Genomic DNA, 22,741 nt, shown 5'->3' on the forward strand with positions numbered 1-22,741 from the left:
TTTGTACCCGACACCCGTAACCGCCGACATGACCACGCGACTCGCCGACGGCGTCTGGCAGTTCGCCTGCCGGGGCGTCAACGTCTACCTCCTCGAAGACGGCGACGACCTCGTGCTCGTCGACGCCGGGACGCCCTGGGACGCCGGGCGCATCCGGGCCGGCGTGCTCGACACGGGCCACGACCTCCGGGACGTCGACCGCGTCGTCGTCACGCACTACGACCTCGACCACGTGGGTGCACTCGGGAAACTGGCCCCAGACCTCGACGCGTACCTCGTCGCGGGCGAGCACACCGCCAGCGTGCTCCGCGGCGACCGCCGGCCGGACGCGCCCGGCACGAAGGGGTTCCTGACGAAGCACCTCGTCAGCCGCCTCGTCACGCTCCCGGACCTCCCCGTCGAGGCGGTCCCTGACGGCGAGCAGACCGGGAGCTTCGCCGCGTTCGCGACGCCCGGACACACGCCGGGGCACACCTGTTTCGTCAGTCCGGACCTCGGGGTCGGCCTGCTCGGTGACCTCGCTCGCGGGACCGAGGACGGCACCCTCGAACGGGTGCCCCGGTTCGTCGACGCCGACCGGGAGCAGGCGGGCGAGAGCATCGCGTCCTTCGCGGAGCGCACGCCCGCCTTCGAGGTCGCCTGCATGGGCCACGGTGAGCCGCTCCGGGACCAGGGCGACGAGCAGGTGCGCCGGCTCGCGGCCCGGCTCTGACCCGCGCCGGAATCTGTCGTCATCTTTATCGCGGAATCGGCCCTCGGTTGACGTAGTTCCATGTCTCAACTCCTCTCGGACACCGAAGACGACCTCCACCGGGTCATCGACCGCGATGGGTCGGTCGTCGATGGCGAATCGGTCTCGCTGTCCGACGACACGCTGCTGGCGCTGTACGAGGACCTGAAGTTGGCTCGTCGGTTCGACCGGAAGGCGGTCGCCCTCCAGCGACAGGGTCGGATGGGCACCTACCCGCCCATCTACGGTCAGGAGGGCGCACAGGTCGCGAGCGTCCACGCGCTCGCGGACGAGGACTGGCTGTTCCCGAGCTACCGGGAGAACGGCGCGATGCTCGCCCGGGGCGTCTCGATGTCGAAGAACCTGGAGTACTGGATGGGGTCGGAGGCCGGCAACGCGGCCCTGCGCGAGAAGAACGTCTTCACCGTCACGAACCCCATCGCGACGCAGATCCCCCTCGCGACCGGGCTGGCGTGGGGCGCGAAGCTCAAGGGCGACGACCGGGCCGCGCTGGTCCACTTCGGGGACGGTGCGACCTCCGAAGGGGACTTCCACGAGGGGATGAACTTCGCCGGCGTCTTCGACGCCCCCGTGGTCTTCTTCTGCAACAACAACCAGTGGGCCATCTCGGTCCCGCGGGAGAACCAGACCGCGAGCACCACCATCGCCCAGAAGGCCGTCGCCTACGGCTTCGAGGGCGTCCGCGTCGACGGGATGGACCCCATCGCCGTCTACGAGGTCACCCGGAACGCCATCGAGAAGGCGAAGAACCCCGGAGACGAGCCAGCGCCGACGCTCATCGAGGCGTTCCAGTACCGCCTCGGCGCGCACTCGACCTCCGACGACCCCGGCGTCTACCGCGACGAGGAGCGAACCGAGGAGTGGCGCCAGCTCGACCCCGTCCCGCGGTTCGAGCGGTTCATGGTCGAGACCGGCCGGCTCGACCAGGAGGCGGTCGACGCCATCGAGCAGGACATCGAGGACCGGCTGAACGAGGCCGTCGAAGAGGCGGAGTCCGCGACGACCGACCCGCGGCACATCTTCGAGCACGTGTACGCGAACCAGCCGAAGAAGCTCGCAGAACAGCAGGCGTACCTCGAGGCGCTCCGCGAGGAGTTCGGTGACGACGCGCTGCTAGAGGAGTAAGAGAGGACTCAGTCGTCGTCCGCGACGGCTTCGGCTTCTTCCTCGTCGGCGTCCTCGCCGACCTGCGGCTCGTACTTCTTGAACGCTTCCGCGACGAGCAGCGGCACGGTGAGGGTCGCCTCGGACTTGACCTCGACGTGGTTGGTCACGTCCTCCTTGATCTTGCCCCACGAGACGGCCTCGTCCGGCGGCGCGCCCGAGAGCGACCCGTCGCCCTCGACGCCGGTCGAGACGTACACCGCGTAGTCGGCGCCGCCGCGGAACAGGTTCGTCATGATGGCGTGGTGCTTCGGGATGCCGCCGCCCAGCACGATGAGGCCGGTCTTGTCGGCGAGCAGGCCCTCCTCGATGAGGTCGTCGTAGTCCTGCAGTATCTCGATGCCGACCTCGGAGTCGTAGCCCTGCTTGTAGTAGTAGAGGAAGTTGCCGACCTCGGCGTCGGTCAGCGCCGGGCAGAAGATGGGGATGTCGTTGTCGGCGGCGTTGGCGAGGATGGAGTCCTCGTCGTCGATGGTCTCGCCGAGTTCGCGGGAGAACTCGACGGGCGTGCGGACCTTCTCCTCGGCGAAGAAGTCAGGGAAGAAGTCGTTGAGGTACTCCTCCAGCCAGACGTAGCGGTCCGAGGGGACGAAGATGTTGCCGAGGCGGTTGATGCCGCGCTCGCGCATGGCGGCCTCGTCGACGTCCCACTCGCCCATCTTGAACGGCTTCTCGGTCTTGATGACGTCCTCGGTGATGGAGCCGGAGGTGGTTATCATCACGTCGACGAGGTCCTCGCGGCAGAGGTACGCGAGCGTCTCGCGCAGGCCCGAGGAGACGATGTTCGAGGTGTAGGTGAGGTAGATCGTCGCGCCCTCGTCGCGCATCCGTTTCACGATGTCGATGGCCTCGGCGAGGTGGGTCGCCTGGAAGCCGGTCGTCTCGTAGGACGCGAGCAGTTCCGTGAGGTCGAACTCGCCCTCGAAGTCGTACCCGCGCACGTCGGGTGTGGCGAGCTCCTCCTCGGAGCCCGGGATGACGTTGTCCTTGGTGTCGTCGTCGCTCATGTCCGGATACTCGAACCGGACCGATAAGAGGCTTACACTCCAAGGTGGGGTATGCGAGTCGCTATCTTGCTGTACGATGGCTTCGACGAACTCGACGCGATCGGGCCCTACGAGGTGTTCCAGACGGCCGGCGACCTCGGCGGGGAGATGGAAGCCTCCCTGCGGACGGTCGACCCGGTGTCGACGGTCACCGCCAGTCACGGCCTCACGGTCGCGCCGGACGGGGAGTTCGATGACTACGACGCCGACCTCGTGCTGGTCCCCGGCGGCGGCTGGAACTCGGGGGCGGACGAACCGGGCGCGCGCCGCGAGTTCGAGGCCGGGAAGATCCCCGACCTGCTCGAATCTATCCACGACGAGACGACCGTCGCCAGCGTCTGCACCGGCGCGATGTTGCTCGCCGCGGCGGGCCTGCTCAACAACCGCCCGGCGACGACCCACCACAGCGCGAAGGAGGACCTCGCGGTGTTCGCGAACGTCCGGGACGACCGCATCGTCGACGAGGGCGACGTGCTGACCGCGGGCGGCGTGACCGCGGGGCTGGACCTCGCGTTCTACCTGGTCAGGACCCGCTGTGAGGCGGGTATCGGCGAGGCGGTCGCCGACGAGATGGAGTACCAGCCACGGGTGTAGGCGACGGGACGCCGGCTGGAGCGAGTCGGCCGGCAGGTCACCCCTGCCCGACCATGTCCTCCTCGTCGTCCCACTCCTGCTGGCGGAGTTCGTACTTCTGGATCTTCCCGGTCGCCGTGGTCGGGAGCTCCTCGACGAATTTGAACCGGCGGACGACCTTGTAGCTCGCGAGGTGTTCGCGGGTGAACGCGGTGAGCTCCTCGGGGTCGACGCCGGGGTTCTCGGGGTCGCCGTTCTCGGGCACGATGAACGCCTTCGGCGTCTCGCCCCACTGCTCGCTGGGCGAGGGGATGACGGCGACCGCGGCGACGGCAGGGTGGTCGAACAGCGTGTCCTCCAGTTCGATGCTGGAGATGTTCTCGCCGCCGGAGATGATGATGTCCTTCTTGCGGTCGCGGATGGCGATCATCCCGTCCTCGTCGACGGTCGCGAGGTCGCCCATGTGGTAGAAGCCCTCCAGTCGCTCGGAGAACGCCTCCTCCGTGGCCTCGGGCTTGTTCCAGTAGCCCTCCATGACCTGGTTCCCGCGGACGACGACCTCGCCGACGGTCGCGTCGTCGCGGGGCACCTCCTCGCCGTCCTCGTCGACGACGCGGATCTCGGTGCCGAGGAAGCCCAGCCCCTGGCGCTTCTTGACCGCGAACCGGGCGTCGTCCTCGTCGTCGAAGAACCGCCGGAAGTCCGAGGTCGTGATGAGGGGGCCGGTCTCGGTCGCGCCGTAGACGTGCTTGAGGTACCAGCCGAACTCGTCCTCGACGAGTCGGAGGGTGGCCTCCGGCGGGGCCGCACCGGCGGTGGCGACGCGCACGTCGTTCTCGCCGGTGACGACGGGCTCGTGTTCCTCGTAGTAGTTCGAGAGGATGTTGAGCACGGTCGGGGCGCCACAGAAGTACGAGACGTCCTCGGTCTGGATGGCGTCGAAGACGTACGCGGGGTCGACCCCGCGGGCGCAGACGTGTGTCGCGCCCATGCCGGTGATGGCGTAGATGTGACCCCAGCCGTTGACGTGGAACATCGGGAGCGTCCAGAGGTAGATGTCGTCGTCCGCGATGTCCTGGTGGATGGTGATGAGGTAGGCGTGCAGGGTCTCGTTGCGGTGGGTCCGCATCACGCCCTTCGGGTCACCGGTGGTCCCGGAGGTGTAGTTGATGGTGACCACGTCGTCCTCGTCCATCTCGGGGCGGTCGTACTCGCCGTCGGACTCGTCGAGGACGGCCTCGAAGTCCTCCCAATCTCCGTCCACAGCGTCCGCGTCGTTGCAGATGAATATCTCGGTCGGCACCTCGTCCCGCACCGCCTCGACCTTCTCGGCGTACTCGTAGTCGGCGACGACGGCTTTGACGCCGGCGTCCTCGAGGATGTACGCGAAGTCGTCCGGTGTGAGCCGGTAGTTCAGCGGGGTGTGAACGCCGCCGAGCTGCATCGTCGCGTAGGCGGTCTCGAGCTGGTAGTGCGTGTTCGGGTCGAGGACGGCGACGCGGTCGCCCTGCTCGACGCCCCGGGCTTCCAGGGCGGCCGAGAGCGCGTCGACGCGCTCGCCCAGTTCGCCGTAGGTGAAGCGCTCGCCGTCGGTCGCGACGACGGCCTCCTTCTCGCCGTACAGTCGCCGTGCGCGGTCGAGGAAGTCCGTGACCAGTAGTGGTTTTCGCATACGAGAACCGACGACGGCCCCCCACTATGATTGATTGTTCATTACAAATCTCGCCGGATAACGAACGCATTGGTGTCACGAGACCGAGACAGGGGCGACCTGTGCCACCCCGCCGGCGAGAGGGTGACTCTCAGATGGACGACCGATACCGGTCGACGGCCCGATACGAGAGGACCGTCGCCTCGGTGCCGAACCACCCCACGAGCATGAGGCCACCGAGGATGGCGTAGAACATGTCCCACCCGGTCATCCAGACCGGGCTGATCCACGGCGCGTAGTGGCCCCACATCGTCGCGAACTCGGTCGCGTAGCCCGAGAGCGGGGTGCCCGCGAAGGTCGCCTGCACCGAGGCGCGGAACGGGACGCTGTCGCCGCCGCCGGCGGTGAGGTTCGCGCTCCCGGTGATGTCGTAGGTCCCACTCGCGCCCATGTCGCGGATGGTCGGCCCCTCCTGTACGGACTCGTCGCCCGTCCCGAGGCGCTCGGCGTCGTAGGGCCCCCACGTCGCGTAGTACTCCCAGACGACCTCGCCGGTCGGTGTGATTTCCAGCACGCGGTGGTTGAGCGTGTCGGTGACGAGGGTGTTCCCGTTCGGGAGGCGGTCGGCGTCGCGCGGCCAGTTCAGCGTGTTCTGGCCGACCGTCCAGGTGCGGACCCACTCGCCGTTCTCGTAGGCGTACTCGACGATGCGGTTGTTCCCGGAGTCCGCGACCAGCAGCGTCGGCGTGCCGTTGTCGCTGACCATGTAGTCCGGGTTGTGCTGCTCGTTCAGGACCGAGTGGTCCCCGTCGCTGCCGAGGCGGTTCGTGATGTTCTTCGTCTCCATGTCCACGATGACCGCCTGGTCGAAGTTCCGCGGCGAGAGCAGGAGCCGGTCGTCGCCGATGGCGTCGACGTCGTTGCTGTGGGACCAGTCGGTGTTCATCCCCCCGTCGGTGTCCGCCGGGAAGTGGTCCCTGTACTTCCAGCGCCAGGTCACCTCGTCGGTGGTCAGGTTGTAGACGACGATCTCGTCCTCGCTGGTCTCGTTGTCGGCGTCCCACGCGCGCATGTGCGAGATGACGAGTTCGTCCTCGCTCAGCATGTCCGCGTCGTGGGTGTCCTCGAAGGGGAAGGTCCGCTCCCAGACGCGCTCGCCGGTGTCGGGGTTCAACTCGTAGATGACGGTCTTCCCCGAGCGCGGGGAGACCACGAGCATGTTCCCGTTCGGGAGCGGGTCGGTGTCGAAGAACCACGCGTTCTTGCCCTTACTGCTGTTGTGGACCCACTCGGTGATACCGCGCTCACCGGCGGCGACGAGGCGGGCGGGCTTCTTGTTGTTCGTCGAACCGCGGAACGTGAAGCCCTGCACGCTCACGACGGTCGTGTCGCTGGCGGGACTCGTCACGGTCCCGCGCTGGAGTGATGGCTGGTCTGCGGGGTCGTAGGTGGCCGCGCTACCCACGGCCGGCGCGAAGAGCGCGAGCACGAGGACGAAGACGGCGGCCCGGACGACCCAGGAATCGAGGGCGGGGAGCTGTCGCACGGCCCCGACTCGGGGGAGGCCGAAAGAGTATCTTACGAAGGCGGCGCGGTCACCACTCCGTGATGGCGCCGGCCCCCTGCGTGTACCAGAGCGACCCGAAGAACGCGAGGACGCCCGTGAGCGCCGACGCGCCGCCGACGTAGAACACCCACTGCATGCCGACCTGGGTCATGAGGAACCCGCCGAGCATCGGGGCGCCGACGCTCCCCGGGCGCCAGACCAGTTCGCGGACGCCGAAACTGGACGCGACGCCGGCCCCGTCGGTCCCCTCGTCGGCGAACAGCGCCATGCTCGCGGGCTCGCGGAAGGAGTCCGCGACCCCGAGGAGCATGTTCAGGCCGACGAGGACCGGGAAGGCCGCCGAGAGCTCACCCAGGACGGGATAGGTCGCCGGGAGGCCGAGCGCCGCCCCGACCGCGGGCGAGAACGGGACGAGCACCGCGACGGCCGCGTACATCGTGCCGCCGAACAGGACGAACAGCGACCGGCCGAACCGGTCCGAGAGGATGCCGGTGTAGGGCTGCAACAGCATGTTCGTCAACTTCTCCGAGGTCAGGACGACCGCGACCGCGAGCCCGGCCTCGGTGTAGCCCAGGCCACCCTCGGCCGCGGCGACCCCGGCGTAGATGGGGACCCACGTCCGGACGAGGGTGACCGCGACCGCGTACTGCGCCCGGAAGCTCGTCAGGGTGAGGATGCGGTCGTTGAGTGCGAGGTCCGAGAACGGAAAGCCCTCGATGCGGGTGTCGTCCGGCGCGAGCATGAGCCAGACGCCGAGGGTCGCCACCGACACCAGCGCCACGATGAGCATGTAGATGGGCGTGAACCCGACCTGTTCGTAGAGGTAGCCCGCCGAGAGCCCGCCGAGGATGGCCGCGGCGAAGCGCCAGGCGTTGGCCTTCCCGATGTAGTTCGCGCGCTCGTCGTGGGCCGCGAGTTCGCCGACCATCGAGAGCGACATCAGGCCGGAGCCGGTGACGGCGATGCCCTGGAGCCCACGGACGAGGATGAACTCCAGGCTCGCGCCGTCGAACACCGAGATGGCGGCGAACCCGGCGTACGCGAGGACGCTCACCGCCAGACTGAACAGCAACACGTCGCGCTTGTCGTAGCGGTCGCCGGCCCACGCCAGCGGGACGACCGCGACGGTCTGGGCGATGGTGAAACCCGAGATGAACAGGCCGACCACGAGGCCGGAAGGGTCGAAGATGTTGATGTAGAAGGGGAGCAACGTCGCCAGGGTGACGAACCCGAACCCGGTCGCAAAGCGGGTGAGGTAGAGCGCGTAGAATCGCGAGTCGTCTGTCACTGCCGGAGGGTCCGGTGGTTCGACACAAGTCGATTCCGGTTCCGGCGACGCGACCGGCTCAGGCCGTCACGGCCAGTCGCTCCGCGAGCACGTCGAAGCCACGGTCGAGATCGTCGATGAGGTCGTCGATGTGCTCGATGCCGACCGAGACGCGGACGAGGGTGTCCGTGATACCCAGGGCCTCGCGTTCCTCCTTCGGGACCGGCTCGTGGGTCATCCCCGCCGGGAGTTCGATGAGGGACTCGACGCCCCCGAGCGAGACGGCGAGCGTGAACTCCTCCAGTGCCTCGAGGAACGCCTTCGCGTCTTCGAGTTCGCCCGCGAGTTCGAAGCTCAGGACGCCGCCGTACCCGTGCATCTGCTCGCTGGCGAGGTCGTGTTGTGGGTGGCTCTCCAGCCCGGGGTAGAAGACGGTCTCGACGAGGTCGTGCTCTTCGAGGTACTCCGCGATGACCGTCGCGTTCGCCTCGTGCTGACGCATGCGCAGGGGGAGCGTCTTGATGCCGCGCATGAGGAGGTAGCTGTCGAACGGCGAGAGCATGTCGCCGAGGCCGATTTGCTGGATGAAGGTGAGTTCGTCGGCCAGCTCGTCGTCGTTCATGACGACCGCCCCACCGACGGAGTCGGAGTGGCCGTTGAGGTACTTCGTGGTGCTGTGGGCGACCACGTCGGCGCCGAGGTCCAGCGGGTTCTGGAAGTACGGGCTCATGAAGGTGTTGTCGACGCCGAAGACCGCCCCCGCGTCGTCGGCCACCTCGGCGATGGCCGCGATGTCGCACATCTTCATGCGCGGGTTCGTCGGCGTCTCCATCCAGACCATGCTGGTGTCGTCGGTGACGGCGTCGGCCACGTTCTCGGTCTGGCTCGCGTCGACGAACGAGACGTCCACGTCCAGGCGCGACGCGAACAGCGTCTCGAACATCCGGCGGGTGCCGGCGTAGAGGTCGTCGAACGCGACGATGTGGTCGCCGGGTCGGACGACCGAGAGGACGACCGAGGCGATGGCGGCCGTCCCCGAGGAGAAGGCGAAGGCGTGCTTCCCGCCCTCCAGCGCGGCCAGGCGCTTCTCGAGGGCGTGGCGGGTGGGGTTCGAGAGGCGCGAGTACACGAACTCGCCCTCGTCGGGGTCGATGTCCTCCAGGCTCATCTCCGTGTCGAGGCCCGGGAGCGCGAACGTCGACGCGAGGTGGATGGGCGAGACCACGTCGCCGACCTGGGGTTCGCCGGGCGTGGGCTCCTCACCGTGGCTGACTGCGAGCGTTTCGAAGCGACTCGGGTGCTCCCCGTCGTTCATGGTTGACGGTGACGGTCAGTATTGCCTAATAACTTCTCATATGTTAGTAATTTCTTCGTTTTTCTTTATTATCAGGGCGTATCTGGTCCATCCGGTGACGTTTCTGCCGCCTCAAGACTGGTTCAGTACCTGACATCCTGGCTGCTCACGACCACGAACTCGCTGGGTTCGAGCCCAGCGCTCGTGTCACGACGCTCGCTTCGGCGTCGCCCGCCGCGAAGGCACTGTCTCCCCGGAAGATTCGGATTTGATATCGCGGCCAGTGGTTTATGACAGCTACGACGCGGCCGGGTGGCTCGTCGGGCTGTGGGCGTGAAACGGCAAGAAGAGGTTCAGTCGGCGTGTTCGCGGACCGAGTCGAACTCGCCGGCCGCGATCGCGTCTGCCACCGACGGTACGTCGACGTCGGGCACCTCCTGGGGATACTTCCGGCGGAAGTACCCGACGATGTTCCGCAGGTCGCGTTCGAGGAACTCCGCGGCGTTGTCGTGGTCGGTCGGGACCGCCTGCGGCCAGTCGAACACCGTCACCCCGGATTCGGAGACGAAGACGTTGTACTCGCTCATGTCCGCGTGGACGTACCCCTCTCGGTAGGCCGTCGCCATCTCGCGGACCACGAGGTCTAGCACGCCCACGACCTGTTCGGATTCCAGTTTCGCGCGCGAGAGCTCGACCCCCTCCATCTTCTCCATCACGATGGCGTGGCGGTTCTGGTCGATGGGCCGCGGGACCGACACGTCGGGGAACAGGCTCTCCAGTCGTTCGTACTCGCGCTCGGCCGCCTTGCGCGCGGTGTAGAGCCAGGAGACGTGGTCCCGGTCGCTGGTGTAGTCACGCTCTTTCATCACCTCGCGGAAGTTGGTGAACCCCTCGCGGTGGTACTTCAGTGCCAGCGGTTTGTACGACTGTACCTCGAAGACGTCGGACTCCTTGCCGACGCCCAGCGAGGAGCCGAAGCCCTGGATGGTGTCGCGCTCGGCGAAGGTGTGCAACGCGAGCGCGTCGTACCCCTCGAAGGTGAGCTTGTACCCCTCGTACTGGATGGTCTTGCGCTCCAGCAGCCCCCGGTCGAGACAGCGGTCCAGCCGGTAGTCGACGTTCTCGATGGTGAGCCGGGAGAACTTGGGGATCTTCTCGCGCTGGACCCACTCGGAGAATCGCATCCCCTGCTCGACGCCCGAGAGCAGATAGAAGTCCTCGGCCTCGAGGTCGGGCATCAGGGGGGCGACGTTCTGTACCATATCGGTGCTGTAGCCGGGCGGGCGGTAAAAGCCCCGCGCGTCGCCCTCGATATATACGATGAACCGTATACTGCGATACGAAATATCGTCTGTGAGGGGACGGCCACTGCTCCGACCCCCGCGAGAGTGGTACTGGGAGCTCGGCGCGCTCGTGGGGACTCACCCGCGAGGGTCTCGGGCGCGGGAATCACGGCTCGCACGCGGTGATCGCAGGGGTGTCGACCTGCTGTGGGCAGATGCGGCTAGAATTCGCCTCCAGTAGTGATTGAAGAAGAAGACGTTCTGTGCGAGGCTCTGTCACTCGGCTGGTTCACTCACAGTGAACCACTGCATCGAGCGCCGAACGAGGATTTAGATTAATGATAATTTATTCTGGGGGGAGAAGGACGATGGAAGGCTAATACAGCAATATTCACGAATGGTGAACGGCCTCCTCACCCGGAGACGAACTCGACCGTCACGCTGTTGGCACAGCTGATGACGAGTCCGGGCATGTCCTCGTCGAGTCGCTTCCCGCTCATCCGGTCTGTCGGCCCCGAGACGCTCACCGCCCCGACTGCCACGTCCGCGTCGGTGAGTATCGGCGCGGCGACGGCCCGGCGGTCCGGGCGGAGTTCCCCCCGGTCGAACGCCAGTCGCTGGTCCCGGGCGGTCCGGAGCTGGCTGGCGAGTTCGTCCCTATCCGTGGTGGTGCGCTCGGTCCGCGGCGTGAGGTCGTCACCCAGGAGGTCGTCACGTTCGGGGGCGGGTCTGTTCGCCAGGATGGCCTTCCCGCCGGCGCAGGCGTGCAGGGGCGCTCGGCCCCCGTCACGGATCGGGTCGTCCACGTCCGACCCCGAACTGAACACGTAGACGGCTTCGCCCTGCTCCTCGACGACGAGGCTGGCCGTCTCGCCACTGGATTCGGCCAGGCGTTCGACGTGCGGGCGGGCGACCTGGTACAGTCGGTCGCGGGCACGGATGCGCGAACCGAGGTCCAGGAAGCGCAGGCCGAGGCGGTACTCGCCGTCCTCCCGGACGACGTAGCCGAGTTGCTCCAGGGTCCGGAGGTGGTTGTGGACGCCCCCCTTCGACATGTCCAGTCGGTCCGCGAGTTCCGTGACGCCTGCCTGTTCGACGGCCGTGAGTGCCTCGACGACCCGGAACGTCGTCCCGGTCGCACCCACCGGATGCTCGCTCATGGTCGCACCAGACACCCCATGTATATAAAACCGTTCGCGGTCGGTGAACGAAACCCCGTGATAAATGATGTTGAAGCCGTTCTTCGGTGTGGCCAATATAGCCGTATGGACCCGGTGAAACGACTGTTACTGGCTGATTAGCAGCGCCCGTCTCTGCCTCGTCCGTTCACCGATGGTGAACTGCCGAAATGATAATGAATCTGTCCAATCGGTGCATTCAATCGCGATATATTGGGCCAAAAACGCAGTACGTCGTGGTGTTAGTTTAGCTCTCGACATTTTACCAAAAGTATTAAGTTTCTATTTTTCATGCTGTATGACAGTGGTCAGCATGAGTGGTCAGGAACGCACCATCGACAGGCGGACGGTCTTGAAAGGAACCGGCGCAGCCAGCCTCTTCGCACTCGCGGGCTGCGTCAGCACGGGCGGCGGCGACACCACCACCGACGGCGGTGGGGGTGGCGGCGGCGGTGGCGGGAACGACACCACCAGCGGTGGAGGTGGCGGCGCCGCCATGGCGGACAGCATCGAAGCGTGGGGCTGGGACGTCGCAGCCAAGTCGCTCGACCTCACGGACGACCCCTACGAGGAAGCCAACGGTGGCGACGTCGCCATCAAGCAGATCGGTCGTTCGGACATGAAGGACAAGTTCAAGTCGAAGCTACTCGCGGGCTCGGGTGCGCCCGCCGCGGCGATGATGGAGAGCGTCGACGCCGCCGCCTGGATCGACACGGGCGGGCTGCGTGACGTCTCCGGGTGGCTCGACGACGACGTCAAGAGCAAGTTCGTCTCCGGCAAGTGGGGCCCGCTCACGAAGGACGGCGGCGTCTACGCGATGCCGTGGGACATCGGGCCGGTCGGGACGTTCTACCGGCAGGACGTGCTCGCCGAGCACGACATCGACCTCTCGACGGTCGAGACCTGGGACCAGTTCATCGAGGAGGGCAAGAAGCTCCCCGACGGCCAGTTCATGATCAACCTCCCGTCGAACGACTACGACGGCCTCTGGCGGATGCAGTACCGCCAGCTCGGCGGGCAGCCGTTCACCAAGGACGGGAAGGTCGCCTTCAACAACGACACCAGCGTTCGCGTGGCCCAGAACCTCAAGGCCATCCACGACGCCGGTATCGCCGACAGCAAGGCCTCGTGGTCGAGCGCGTGGTTCTCCGCGTTCAAGGACGGCACCATCGCCTCGCTCAATGGCGGCGCGTGGATGGAGGGGACGCTCAAGGCCGAACTCCCGAGCACCTCGGGCAAGTGGCGCGTCATGAAGCCGCCGGCGTACGAGAAGGGCGGCGGGCGCGCGACCAACTGGGGCGGTTCGAACCTCGTCATCGCGAACCAGGTCAGTGACGCGAAGGCCCGGCGCGCGTGGGACTACATGCAGTACACGCTCGCCTCGAAGGAGATGCAGATCAAGATGTACAAGAACTTCGGCATCTTCCCGGCGTACAAGCCGGCCTACGAGTCGGACGAGTTCGACACGAAGAACGAGTTCCTCGGCGGCCAGCGCGCCGGGCGCATGTTCGCCGAGGTCGCGCCGAACATCCCGTCGTACCGCTACTCCGTCGACACGCCCGAGGTCACCAAGGCCATCAACAGCCACTTCAGCGACATGATCGCCGGCAAGGTGAGCCCGACGAAGGCAGTCGAGAAGGCCGCGAAGCAGGTCGCCAACCGCACGGGTCGCGACCTGGCCTGACACCCCACCACCCTTCATGTCATTCGAAACACAAGTCGACGAGCGGCAGGCATCGCGACGGGAGACCGTCGTGGACGCGTTCCGGAAGCGCCGCCAGCAGCTGACGCGGACGCTGCCGGAGCTGCCCGGCGTGCCCTACTTCTTCCTGCTGCCCTTCTTCGTGCTGTTCGGCGTGTTCCTCGCGTTCCCCATCCTGTACACGCTCTACCTCTCGTTCTTCGAGTTCCAGAGCGTCGGCGGGGACGCGTTGCTCACGTTCGACTTCGGGTTCTACCAGTTCACCCTGACCGCCATCGCGGACCTGCGGTTCGTCGGACTGGACAACTACGCCCGGCTCCTCTCCGACGGCCAGTTCCACCAGGCGATGTACAACACCGTGTTCATCCTGGTGGTCCAGGTCCCGCTGATGATCGTCATCGCGCTCGCACTCGCGGTGGCGCTCGACGCCGCCTTCGTCCGGGCGCGCGGCCTGTTCCGCACGCTGCTGGCGCTGCCGGTGTCGGCGAACCTCGTCGCGTACGCGACCGTGTTCGTCCTGCTGATGCAGGAGACGGGGCTGGTGAACTTCATGCTCGGGGCGGTCGGTATCGACCCCATCCCGTGGTTCCAGAGCGACTTCTGGTCCCGCATGACCATCGTCGGGGCGGTCACCTGGCGCTGGACCGGCTACAACATGATCATCCTGCTCGCGGGCCTGCAGAACGTCCCGCGACAGCTGTACGAGGCCGCCGAGATCGACGGCGCGAACCGCATCCAGAAGTTCCGGTACGTGACCCTGCCACAGCTCAAGCCCGTGCTGTTGTTCGTGGTCGTCACCTCGACCATCGGCACGTTCAAGTTGTTCTCCGAGCCGCTCATCGTGAGCCAGGCCGGGGCGTCGGCGGAGGCCACCCGTACCATCGTCCAGTACATCTACCAGATGGCATTCAAACGCTTCCAGCTCGGGTACGCGAGTGCGCTCACCTGGGTCCTCATCGCCGTGGTGAGCGTCCTCTCGATCGCCCAGATCAAGATCGGCGGTGATGACGATGAGTGAGCGAGCAGCCCAGCGCGAGTTCGCCTGGAAGGTCGTCACGTACCTGTTCCTGCTCGTGGCGGTCGTCGTGACCATCGTCCCGCTGTACTGGATCGTGGTCGCCTCGACCCTGAAGGAGGAGGCGTTCCTCGCGGCCGGTAGCGCGCCGAGCCTGCTGCCCGGGAGCGAGTTCATGAGCAACTTCGCGGCGCTGCAAGAGCGCACCAGCGAGATTTACTTCCTGAAACTCAAGGAGTTCGTCCTGGCGTTCAACGTCGGCGGGACGCCGGTCCGGGTCACGCTCATCCCCGGCTTCGAGGGCTTCCAGGCCGGCTTCCTCGGGGCCATCGGGAACAGCGTCTTCATCGGCGTGGTGTACACGCTGCTGTCGCTGCTCATCTGCTCGATGGGTGGGTTCGCCTTCGCGAAGTACGAGTTCAAGTACAAGGAGCCGATCTTCTACACCATCCTGGCGACGCTCATCCTGCCCATCCAGTTGCTGGTCATCCCGCTGTTCCTGCTGATGTCCCGCATCGGCATGACCAACACCTACTGGGCCATCATCCTGCCGTGGGCGGCGAACCCCCTCGGCATCTTCCTGATGCGCCAGAACATGCGGTCGATTCCCGATGCACTGCTGGAGTCCGCGCGCATGGACGGCGCGACCGAGTTCCAGCTGTTCTACCGCATCGCACTCCCGACGATGAAGTCCTCGCTGGCGGCACTGGCCATCATCCTGTTCCTGTTCCAGTGGAACCTGTTCCTGTTCCCGCTGGTCATCCTGGGCCAGGAGAAGTACACCATCCCGGTGGCCATCAGCGACCTCGTCGGCGCACAGCGCGTGTACTACGACCAGATCATGGTCGCGGCAGGACTCTCCATCGTCCCCATCTTCCTGCTGTTCCTGTTCCTGCAGAAGTACTTCGTGAGCGGCATCCTGGCCGGTTCGGTGAAAGAGTAACCATGGCAACGATAGACATCGATACGGTACGCAAAGAGTTCGAGAACGACGAAGAGGGCACCATCGTCGCGGTCGAGGACGTGAACCTCACCATCGAGGACGGCGAGTTCCTCGTGCTGGTCGGCCCCTCGGGCTGTGGCAAGACGACGACGCTGCGCACCATCGCCGGCCTGGAGGACGTGACCAGCGGCGAGATATTCTTCGACGACCGCGAGGTGAGCGAGAAGCGCGCCCGCGACCGCGACGTCGCGATGGTGTTCCAGAACTACGCGCTCTACCCCCACATGAACGTCCGCCAGAACATCGGCTTCGGCCTGAAGCTCTCGACGGAGCTCTCCTCGGCGGAGATTCGACAGAAGGTCGACAAGGTCGCGGAGATGCTCGGCATCTCCGACCTGTTGCACAAGAAGCCGAAGGAACTCTCCGGCGGCCAGCAACAGCGCGTCGCCCTCGGCCGCGCCATCATCCGCGAGCCCGAGGTGTTCCTGATGGACGAGCCGCTGTCGAACCTCGACGCGAAGCTCCGTGCGGAGATGCGCACCGAACTTCAGGAGTTGCAACACGACCTGGACGTGACGACGGTGTACGTCACCCACGACCAGACCGAGGCGATGGCGATGGGCGACCGCATCGCCATCATGAACGACGGCGTGCTCCAGCAGGTCGGCAGCGCCGAGGAGGTGTACCGCCACCCGACGAACGAGTTCGTCGCGAACTTCATCGGCTCGCCGAGCATCAACCTGCTCACCTGCGAGGTGGACGGGTCGACCCTGCGCGGCCCCGGCGGGTTCACCTACGAACTCGCGGACACCTCGTGGGTCGAGGGTCACGACGAGGTCCGGGTCGGTATCCGGCCCGAGGACCTCCGGCTCACCGACGGCCCCGGCAACGACGCCGAGGTGTCGGTCGTCGAGCCGATGGGTAACGAGAACTTCCTGTACATGCAACTGGCAGACATCGAGATGACGGCACGTATCGCGAGCGCCCTCCGGCCCAGCCCGGGCCAGACGGTGACACTCGAGTTCGACGAGGAGTCGCTGTACCTGTTCGATTCACGCACCGGCGAGGCGCTGAAGACGAAGACCGACGAGACGGACGTGGCGGTCGAACAGTTCGCCACGGAGGGTGGTCGGTAGATGCGCATCGTCGACTACGAGCTGTACGAGGTCCCGCCGCGCTGGCTCTTCCTGCGCCTGGAGACCAGCGACGGGACCGTCGGCTGGGGCGAACCCGTCGTCGAGGGGCGGGCCCACACCGTCCGGGCCGCGGTCGAGGAACTGCTCGACACGTACCTGCTCGGGAAGGACCCCAACCCCATCGAGGACCACTGGCAGACGATGTACCGCGGCGGCTTCTACCGCGGTGGCCCGGTCCTCATGTCGGCCATCGCCGGCATCGACCAGGCGCTCTGGGACATCAAGGGCAAGCAGTTCGGGGCACCCGTGTACGAACTCATGGGCGGTGCGGCCCGCAACCGCGTCCGCGTCTACCAGTGGGTCGGCGGCGACCGGCCCGAGGGCGTCGCAGAGGCCGCCGCCGAGAAGGTCTCGGAGGGCTTCACGGCGCTGAAGATGAACGCGACCGCCGAGATGCGCCGGGTGGACAACCCGGCCGCGGTCGACGACGCGGTGGCTCGAATCGCCGCCGTGCGCGAGGCCGTCGGCCCCGAGGTCGACATCGGCGTCGACTTCCACGGCCGCGTCTCGAAGTCGATGGCCAAGCGCCTCGCCAAGGCGCTCGAACCGCACGACCCGTTCTTCATCGAGGAGCCGGTCCTGCCCGAGCACAACGACGCCCTGCCCGAGATCGCCTGTCACACCACGACGCCCATCGCGACCGGAGAGCGCATGTTCTCCCGGTGGGACTTCAAGGAGGTGTTCGAGTCGGGCGCGGTCGACGTCATCCAGCCCGACGTGAGCCACGCCGGCGGCATCACCGAAGTCAAGAAGATCGCCGACATGGCCGAGGCGTACGACGTGGCGATGGCCCCGCACTGCCCGCTGGGCCCCATCGCGCTCGCCTCCTGCATCCAGGTCGACGCCTGCTCGCCGAACACGCTCATCCAGGAGCAGAGCCTCGACATCCACTACAACGAGGGCAGCGACGTGCTCGACTACCTCGCGGACCCGTCGGTCTTCGAGTACAACGAGGGCTACGTCGACCTGCCCGGCGGCCCCGGTCTGGGTATCGAGATAGACGAACAGCACGTCCGCGCCAAGTCGGGCGACGTGGACTGGCACAACCCGGTCTGGCGCCACGAGGACGGTAGCGTGGCGGAGTGGTAACATGCCGTTCGACGTGACTCTGCCCGACGGCGGCGGCCGGTTCGCGAACCAGACGGTCCTCGTCACGGGGTCGACCCGCGGCATCGGCGAGGGCATCGCGAAGCGCTTCGCCCGCGAGGGCGCGAACGTGGTCGTCACCGGCAGAACCGTCGAGGCCGGCGAGGCGACCGTCGCCGAGATTCGAGACGAGGGCGGCGAGGCCGTCTTCGTCGAGGCCGACATGCGCGACCCCGACGACATCGCGACCCTCGTGGAGGCCACCGCCGAGGCGTACGACGGCCTCGACGTGCTCGTGAACAACGCGGGCGTCGAGACCAACACCGCGGCCGACGAGGCCACGATGGACGACTGGGCGTTCGTCCTGGAGACGGACTTCCGGTCGTACTGGCTCTGTGCCAAGCACGCCCGCGAGTACATGGACGAGGGCGCCATCGTCAACGTCTCCTCGAACCACGCGTTCCTGACGATGCCTGCGATGTTCCCCTACAACGCCGTGAAGGCGGGCATCAACGGGATGACCCGCGCCATGGCGCTCGACTTCGGCCCCCACGTCCGGGTGAACACGGTGAACCCCGGCTGGGTCGCCATCGACCGGACCACCGGCGAGATGGACCCCGAGTACCGCGAGCACCTCGACGCCATCCACCCGGTCGGGCGGGTGGGGAAACCGGAGGACGTCGCCGGCGTGGTCGCCTTCCTCGCCAGCGACGACGCCGCGTTCATGACCGGCGAGTCGGTGCTGGTCGACGGCGGGCGCTCGCAGGTGATGCAGGACGACATGCTGCCGGACTACGGCGCGCGCCGCGAGCGAGGGCCCGAATGAGCCCGGGCGTGGACGTGACCGGCGGGGAGACGACGGTCACCTACGACCCGGCGGTCCGCCGGCTCACGGTCGAGCACGCCGGCGAGGCGGGTGCGACGACGCTCCTCTCCGGCACGATGTCGCTGGCACTCGGCGACGACACCGCCCCACTGGCGGGTTCGCCAGCCTCGGTCGACCCGGTACCGGACGCCGAGGATGGCGTCCGCATCGCCCACGACGACGACTGGCAGACGAGGGTCGACCTCGTTTCTGGCCGGGACCACGTCGACGTGTGCGTCTCGGTCCGACTGCTCCCCGAGAGCACCGCCGAACTCGGCGACCTCCGGGTGCTGGCCGACGCGGACGCGCCGGGGTTCGGTGCCGGGGCCGCGGTCTACCGCCACGGCTACCAGTCGTGGACGCCGACTGGAACGCTCCCTGTCGGCGAGTCGTTCCCCGAGGAACCCGCCGACAACGTCCCGATGATGCTCGACCCGGGCGCGCCGGCGGACACCTCGAACTACCTCACCGCACTGGTCGGCGACGAGGGGTCGCCAGACTGCACGCTCGGGTTCCTCGACCACTCGCGGTTCGTCACCCGGTTCGACGTGGCCCGCGACGGCGAGGGCGTCCACCAGGTCGACGCGGTCTGTCCCGGCGATGGGACCGTGGTCCGGGGCGACGAGGGTGTCGGCACCAGAATCGACCTGCCGCCCCTCCGAATCGACGCCACGAACTCGGTGTCAGCCGCCGTCGAATCCATCGCCGAGGCGACCGCCGACCGGATGGATGCCCGGGTCCCCGACCGGGTGCCCACCGGCTGGTGCTCGTGGTACCACTACTTCACCGCGGTCACGACCGAGGACCTCCACGAGAACGTCGACGCCCTCGCCGACTGGGGCGTCCCCCTCGACCTCGTGCAACTCGACGACGGCTACCAGACCGCCTTCGGCGACTGGCGAACACTGGCAGAGGGGTTCGAGGACATGGCCGGCCTCGTCGAGGACGTGGATGCAGCGGGCTACGAGCCCGGACTGTGGCTCGCACCCTTCTACGTGCAGGCGGATTCGGCCCTCGTCCAGGAGCACCCGGAGTGGTTGATCACCGAAGATAGCGAGCCGGTCGACGCCGGGGCCCGCCACGGGCCGATGTACGGCCTCGACACGACCCATCCCGGGGTACAGGAGTGGCTCCGCGAGACCTTCACGACCATCGTGTCGGACTGGGGGTTCGAGTACCTGAAACTGGACTTCCTCTACGCGGCAGCCCTGGCAGGCGACCGCCACGACGACGGGGTGACCCGCGCCGAGGCGTATCGGCAGGGCATGGCCACCATCCGCGAGGCGGTCGGCGACGACACGTTCATCCTCGGCTGTGGCGCGCCACAGGGCCCGAGCGTCGGGCTGGTCGACGCGATGCGGGTCGGCCCGGACACCGCCCCGCACTGGGCGAACACGCCCGCGAGCGAACCGGCCCACGAGAACGCGATTCGCAACGTCCTGAACCGGCAGTGGACCCACCGGCGCTGGTGGGTGAACGACCCGGACTGCCAGCTCGTCCGCGAGACGACCGACCTCTCGCTGGCGGAGCGTCGGAGCTTCGCCGCAATCGTCGGCCTGCTCGGCGGCTCGAACTTCGTGAGCGACCGCGTCGCGGAGATCGAGGACGTCGGCCGCGAACTGGTCGAGCGGTCACTGCCGCCGGTCGAGGACGGGCGCGTCCAGGTCGTCGGTGAGGCCGAGATTCCGACCCGCATCGTCACCGAGCGCGACGCCGACGGCGGCCGCGCCGTGGCCGTCTTCAACTGGGACGACGAACCGCGGACGCTCCGGGTCGACCCCGAAGTGTACGGCTGCGAGGGTGGGCCCGCGTGGGACGCCTTCCGCGAGGAAGTTCACGCCGGGGCTGTCGAGCGCGAGGCCCCGGCCCACGGCTGCCTGCTGGTGCATCTCGCGCCGCCCCGCGACCGGCCACACCTGCTCGGGACCGCCCACCTCGCCGGACTCGCCTCGCAGGTCGAGGCGACCGGGTGGGACGACACGGGCACCCTGACGGTCGAACTGGCGGCCGAGCAGCCACAGTCCGTCGTGGTCGCCGTCCCCGACGACTGGCGGCTCGACGGCTGTGCACCCGGCGACGATGGAGACGAGGACAGCACTGCCGACGTGGCGCGGGTCACCCTCACGCCCGGCGAGAACGCACTGCGATTTAGGACTACCAACACATGAGCATCGGTGTCTGTTACTTCCCCGAACACTGGCCCAGTGAGAACTGGGAGCGCGATATCGCACAGATGGCCGACGCCGGCCTCGAGTACGTCCGCATGGCGGAGTTCTCGTGGGGCCGGGTCGAGCCCGAGCGCGGCGAGTTCGACTTCGAGTGGCTGGACGAGGCGGTCGAGCTGGTCGGCGAGCACGGCATGCAGGCCGTGCTCTGCACCCCGACCGCGACCCCGCCGAAGTGGCTGGTCGACGAACATCCCGAGATACTGCAGGCCGACGAGGACGGGACTCCCCGCGAGTGGGGCAGCCGGCGGTTCACCTGCTTCAACTCCGGGACCTACCGCGAGGAGACGCGGCGCATCGTCCGGAGATTCGTGGACCGCTACGCCGACAACCCCCACGTTGCGGGCTGGCAGACCGACAACGAGTTCGGCTGTCACGAGACGGTGCGGTGTTACTGCGACGACTGCGCCGAGTCGTTCCGGGACTGGCTCCGTGAGAAGTACGACGACATCGCGGACCTGAACGACTCGTGGGGCAACACCTTCTGGAGCCAGCAGTACGACTCCTTCGCGGCGGTGGACCCGCCGCGGCCTTCTCCAGCGGAACGTCACCCCTCGCGCCTGCTGGACTACTACCGGTTCGCCAACGACAGCGTGGTGGAGTACAACCGGATCCACGCAGACCTCATCCGCGAGGCCAACGACGACTGGTTCGTCACGCACAACTTCATGGGCGACTTCGCCAGCCTCGACGCCTACTCGCTGGCGCCCGACCTGGACTTCCTCGGCTGGGATTCGTACCCCACCGGGTTCGTCCAGGACCGCCGCCCCGGCGAGGCAACCGTCCCGGAACTCCGGGCCGGCGACCCCGACGAGGTGAGCATGAACCACGACATCTACCGGGGCGCCAAACAGAAACCGTTCTGGGTACTCGAACAGCAACCCGGCGACGTGAACTGGCCGCCCCACGCCCCGCAGCCGGGCGAGGGCGCGATGCGCCTGTGGGCACATCACGCGGTCGCCCACGGCGCGGATGCGGTCTGTTACTTCCGGTGGCGGCGCTGCCGGGAGGGACAGGAGCAGTACCACGCCGGGCTTCGCAAGGCCGACGGCTCGGCCGACCGCGGCTACCACGACGCCGCGCAGGCTAGCGAGGAGCTGTTCGACCTCGACCCCGTGGACGCGCCGGTCGCGGTACTCCACGACTACGAGAACCTCTGGGCGACCGAGATACAGCCGCACAGCCCCGACTGGGACTACTGGGCGCACCTCAGGACCTACTACGCCGCGGTCCGGCGCCACGGCGTGCAGGCCGACGTGGTCCACCCGGAGACCGACCTCTCGGAGTACGAGGCCGTCGTCGCGCCGGCACTCCATCTGGTCGACGAGGAACTGGCAGGCCGCCTCTCGGAGTACGTCGACTCGGGCGGGCACCTCCTGCTCGGCGCCCGGACCGGCCTGAAGGACCCGTACAACAAGCTCCACGACGCGCCCGGACCCGGCCCGCTGGCCGACCTCGCGGGCGCGACGGTCGACCAGCACGAGAGCCTCCCGGAGCAGGTGCCGACCGAACTCCGGTACCGGGGCGAGTCCTTCGAGTATCGGACGTGGGCCGAGTGGCTGGTTCCCCGGGATGCCGAATCCCGGGGCGAGTTCACGACCGGGACCGCCACTGGGCACAGCGCGGTGACGACGACCGACCGCGGCGACGGCCGGGTCACCTACTGCGGCGCCTGGCCGGAGGAAGCCCTCGCGGACGCGCTCGTGAGCGACGTATTCGACGCGGCCGGCGTCCCGCGGACCGACCGCCTCCCCGAGTCGGTCCGGGTCGCCGAGCGCGACGGCTTCGCGTGGGTGACGAACTTCGGGCCCGACGAGGTCGTAATCGACGCGCCTGCAGACGCCGAATTCGTCGTCGGCAGCGCGGAGGTCGGCGGCTACGACGTGGCCGTCGTCGAGGCGCCCGCCAGCGACCTCGCGGTCGACACGCGCTGAT

Annotated in this window: 18 protein-coding genes; 11 read left to right on the forward strand and 7 right to left on the reverse strand. The window is 67.4% G+C overall.

From position 1 onward, the window contains the following. The first annotated feature begins 28 nt into the window (after positions 1–28). On the forward strand, positions 29–712 hold the full coding sequence (locus NOV86_RS14385; protein WP_267642270.1) for an MBL fold metallo-hydrolase: 684 nt from the start codon (positions 29–31) through the stop codon (positions 710–712). A gap of 60 nt (positions 713–772) precedes the next feature. Further along, entirely contained in the window at positions 773–1,876 is a 1,104-nt protein-coding gene (gene pdhA, locus NOV86_RS14390; RefSeq protein WP_267642271.1) for a pyruvate dehydrogenase (acetyl-transferring) E1 component subunit alpha, read from the forward strand. Between the two features lie 8 nt (positions 1,877–1,884). Here pdhA and NOV86_RS14395 read toward each other — a convergent pair whose 3' ends face one another. Next, a complete protein-coding gene (locus NOV86_RS14395; RefSeq protein ID WP_368408769.1) occupies positions 1,885–2,922 on the reverse strand; it encodes a deoxyhypusine synthase in 1,038 nt (345 codons plus the stop codon). Positions 2,923–2,973: 51 nt separating this feature from the next. Here NOV86_RS14395 and NOV86_RS14400 point away from each other — a divergent pair, with 51 nt between their 5' ends. Beyond that, positions 2,974–3,555, forward strand: a complete 582-nt coding sequence (locus NOV86_RS14400) for a DJ-1/PfpI family protein (protein ID WP_267642272.1) — start codon at positions 2,974–2,976, stop codon at positions 3,553–3,555. A 37-nt stretch (positions 3,556–3,592) separates the two neighbouring features. Here NOV86_RS14400 and NOV86_RS14405 read toward each other — a convergent pair whose 3' ends face one another. From NOV86_RS14405 to NOV86_RS14430, 6 genes are all read right to left on the reverse strand, one after another. Further along, on the reverse strand, positions 3,593–5,206 hold the full coding sequence (locus NOV86_RS14405) for a long-chain-fatty-acid--CoA ligase (RefSeq protein ID WP_267642273.1): 1,614 nt from the start codon (positions 5,204–5,206) through the stop codon (positions 3,593–3,595). A gap of 130 nt (positions 5,207–5,336) precedes the next feature. Next, entirely contained in the window at positions 5,337–6,731 is a 1,395-nt protein-coding gene (locus tag NOV86_RS14410; RefSeq protein ID WP_267642274.1) for an aryl-sulfate sulfotransferase, read from the reverse strand. A gap of 49 nt (positions 6,732–6,780) precedes the next feature. After that, positions 6,781–8,040: an MFS transporter gene (locus tag NOV86_RS14415; RefSeq protein ID WP_267642275.1), complete on the reverse strand. Its 1,260-nt coding sequence runs from the start codon at positions 8,038–8,040 to the stop codon at positions 6,781–6,783. Positions 8,041–8,098: 58 nt separating this feature from the next. Continuing rightward, positions 8,099–9,334 carry a trans-sulfuration enzyme family protein gene (locus tag NOV86_RS14420; RefSeq protein ID WP_267642276.1) on the reverse strand — a complete coding sequence of 412 codons (1,236 nt, stop codon included), beginning with the start codon at positions 9,332–9,334 and terminating at the stop codon, positions 8,099–8,101. A gap of 332 nt (positions 9,335–9,666) precedes the next feature. Beyond that, complete coding sequence (locus tag NOV86_RS14425) at positions 9,667–10,575, reverse strand: serine/threonine-protein kinase RIO2 (RefSeq protein ID WP_267642277.1); 909 nt, start codon at positions 10,573–10,575, stop codon at positions 9,667–9,669. A gap of 434 nt (positions 10,576–11,009) precedes the next feature. After that, on the reverse strand, positions 11,010–11,756 hold the full coding sequence (locus NOV86_RS14430) for an IclR family transcriptional regulator (protein WP_267642278.1): 747 nt from the start codon (positions 11,754–11,756) through the stop codon (positions 11,010–11,012). A 331-nt stretch (positions 11,757–12,087) separates the two neighbouring features. On the opposite strand from NOV86_RS14430, the gene NOV86_RS14435 reads away from it, so the two are divergent. The 8 genes from NOV86_RS14435 to NOV86_RS14470 are packed head-to-tail and all read left to right on the forward strand — an operon-like array spanning position 12,088 to position 22,740. Then, entirely contained in the window at positions 12,088–13,458 is a 1,371-nt protein-coding gene (locus tag NOV86_RS14435; protein ID WP_267642280.1) for an ABC transporter substrate-binding protein, read from the forward strand. Between the two features lie 16 nt (positions 13,459–13,474). After that, positions 13,475–14,494, forward strand: coding sequence for a carbohydrate ABC transporter permease (locus NOV86_RS14440; RefSeq protein ID WP_267642281.1), 1,020 nt, complete (start codon positions 13,475–13,477; stop codon positions 14,492–14,494). Continuing rightward, on the forward strand, positions 14,487–15,434 hold the full coding sequence (locus NOV86_RS14445) for a carbohydrate ABC transporter permease (protein ID WP_267642283.1): 948 nt from the start codon (positions 14,487–14,489) through the stop codon (positions 15,432–15,434). Before NOV86_RS14440 ends, NOV86_RS14445 begins: the two co-directional genes overlap by 8 nt. Positions 15,435–15,436: 2 nt before the next feature. After that, complete coding sequence (locus NOV86_RS14450; RefSeq protein ID WP_267642284.1) at positions 15,437–16,570, forward strand: ABC transporter ATP-binding protein; 1,134 nt, start codon at positions 15,437–15,439, stop codon at positions 16,568–16,570. Continuing rightward, complete coding sequence (gene dgoD, locus NOV86_RS14455) at positions 16,571–17,719, forward strand: galactonate dehydratase (protein WP_267642285.1); 1,149 nt, start codon at positions 16,571–16,573, stop codon at positions 17,717–17,719. 1 nt (position 17,720) lies between these two features. Then, positions 17,721–18,542, forward strand: coding sequence for an SDR family NAD(P)-dependent oxidoreductase (locus NOV86_RS14460; RefSeq protein ID WP_267642287.1), 822 nt, complete (start codon positions 17,721–17,723; stop codon positions 18,540–18,542). Beyond that, positions 18,539–20,749 carry an alpha-galactosidase gene (locus NOV86_RS14465; protein ID WP_267642289.1) on the forward strand — a complete coding sequence of 737 codons (2,211 nt, stop codon included), beginning with the start codon at positions 18,539–18,541 and terminating at the stop codon, positions 20,747–20,749. The genes NOV86_RS14460 and NOV86_RS14465 overlap by 4 nt, the downstream gene beginning before the upstream one ends. Then, a complete protein-coding gene (locus tag NOV86_RS14470) occupies positions 20,746–22,740 on the forward strand; it encodes a beta-galactosidase (protein ID WP_267642291.1) in 1,995 nt (664 codons plus the stop codon). Before NOV86_RS14465 ends, NOV86_RS14470 begins: the two co-directional genes overlap by 4 nt. Position 22,741: the final 1 nt, after the last annotated feature.

It is taken from the genome of Haloarchaeobius amylolyticus, from assembly GCF_026616195.1.
GTDB classification, from domain to species: Archaea; Halobacteriota; Halobacteria; order Halobacteriales; family Natrialbaceae; genus Haloarchaeobius; species Haloarchaeobius amylolyticus.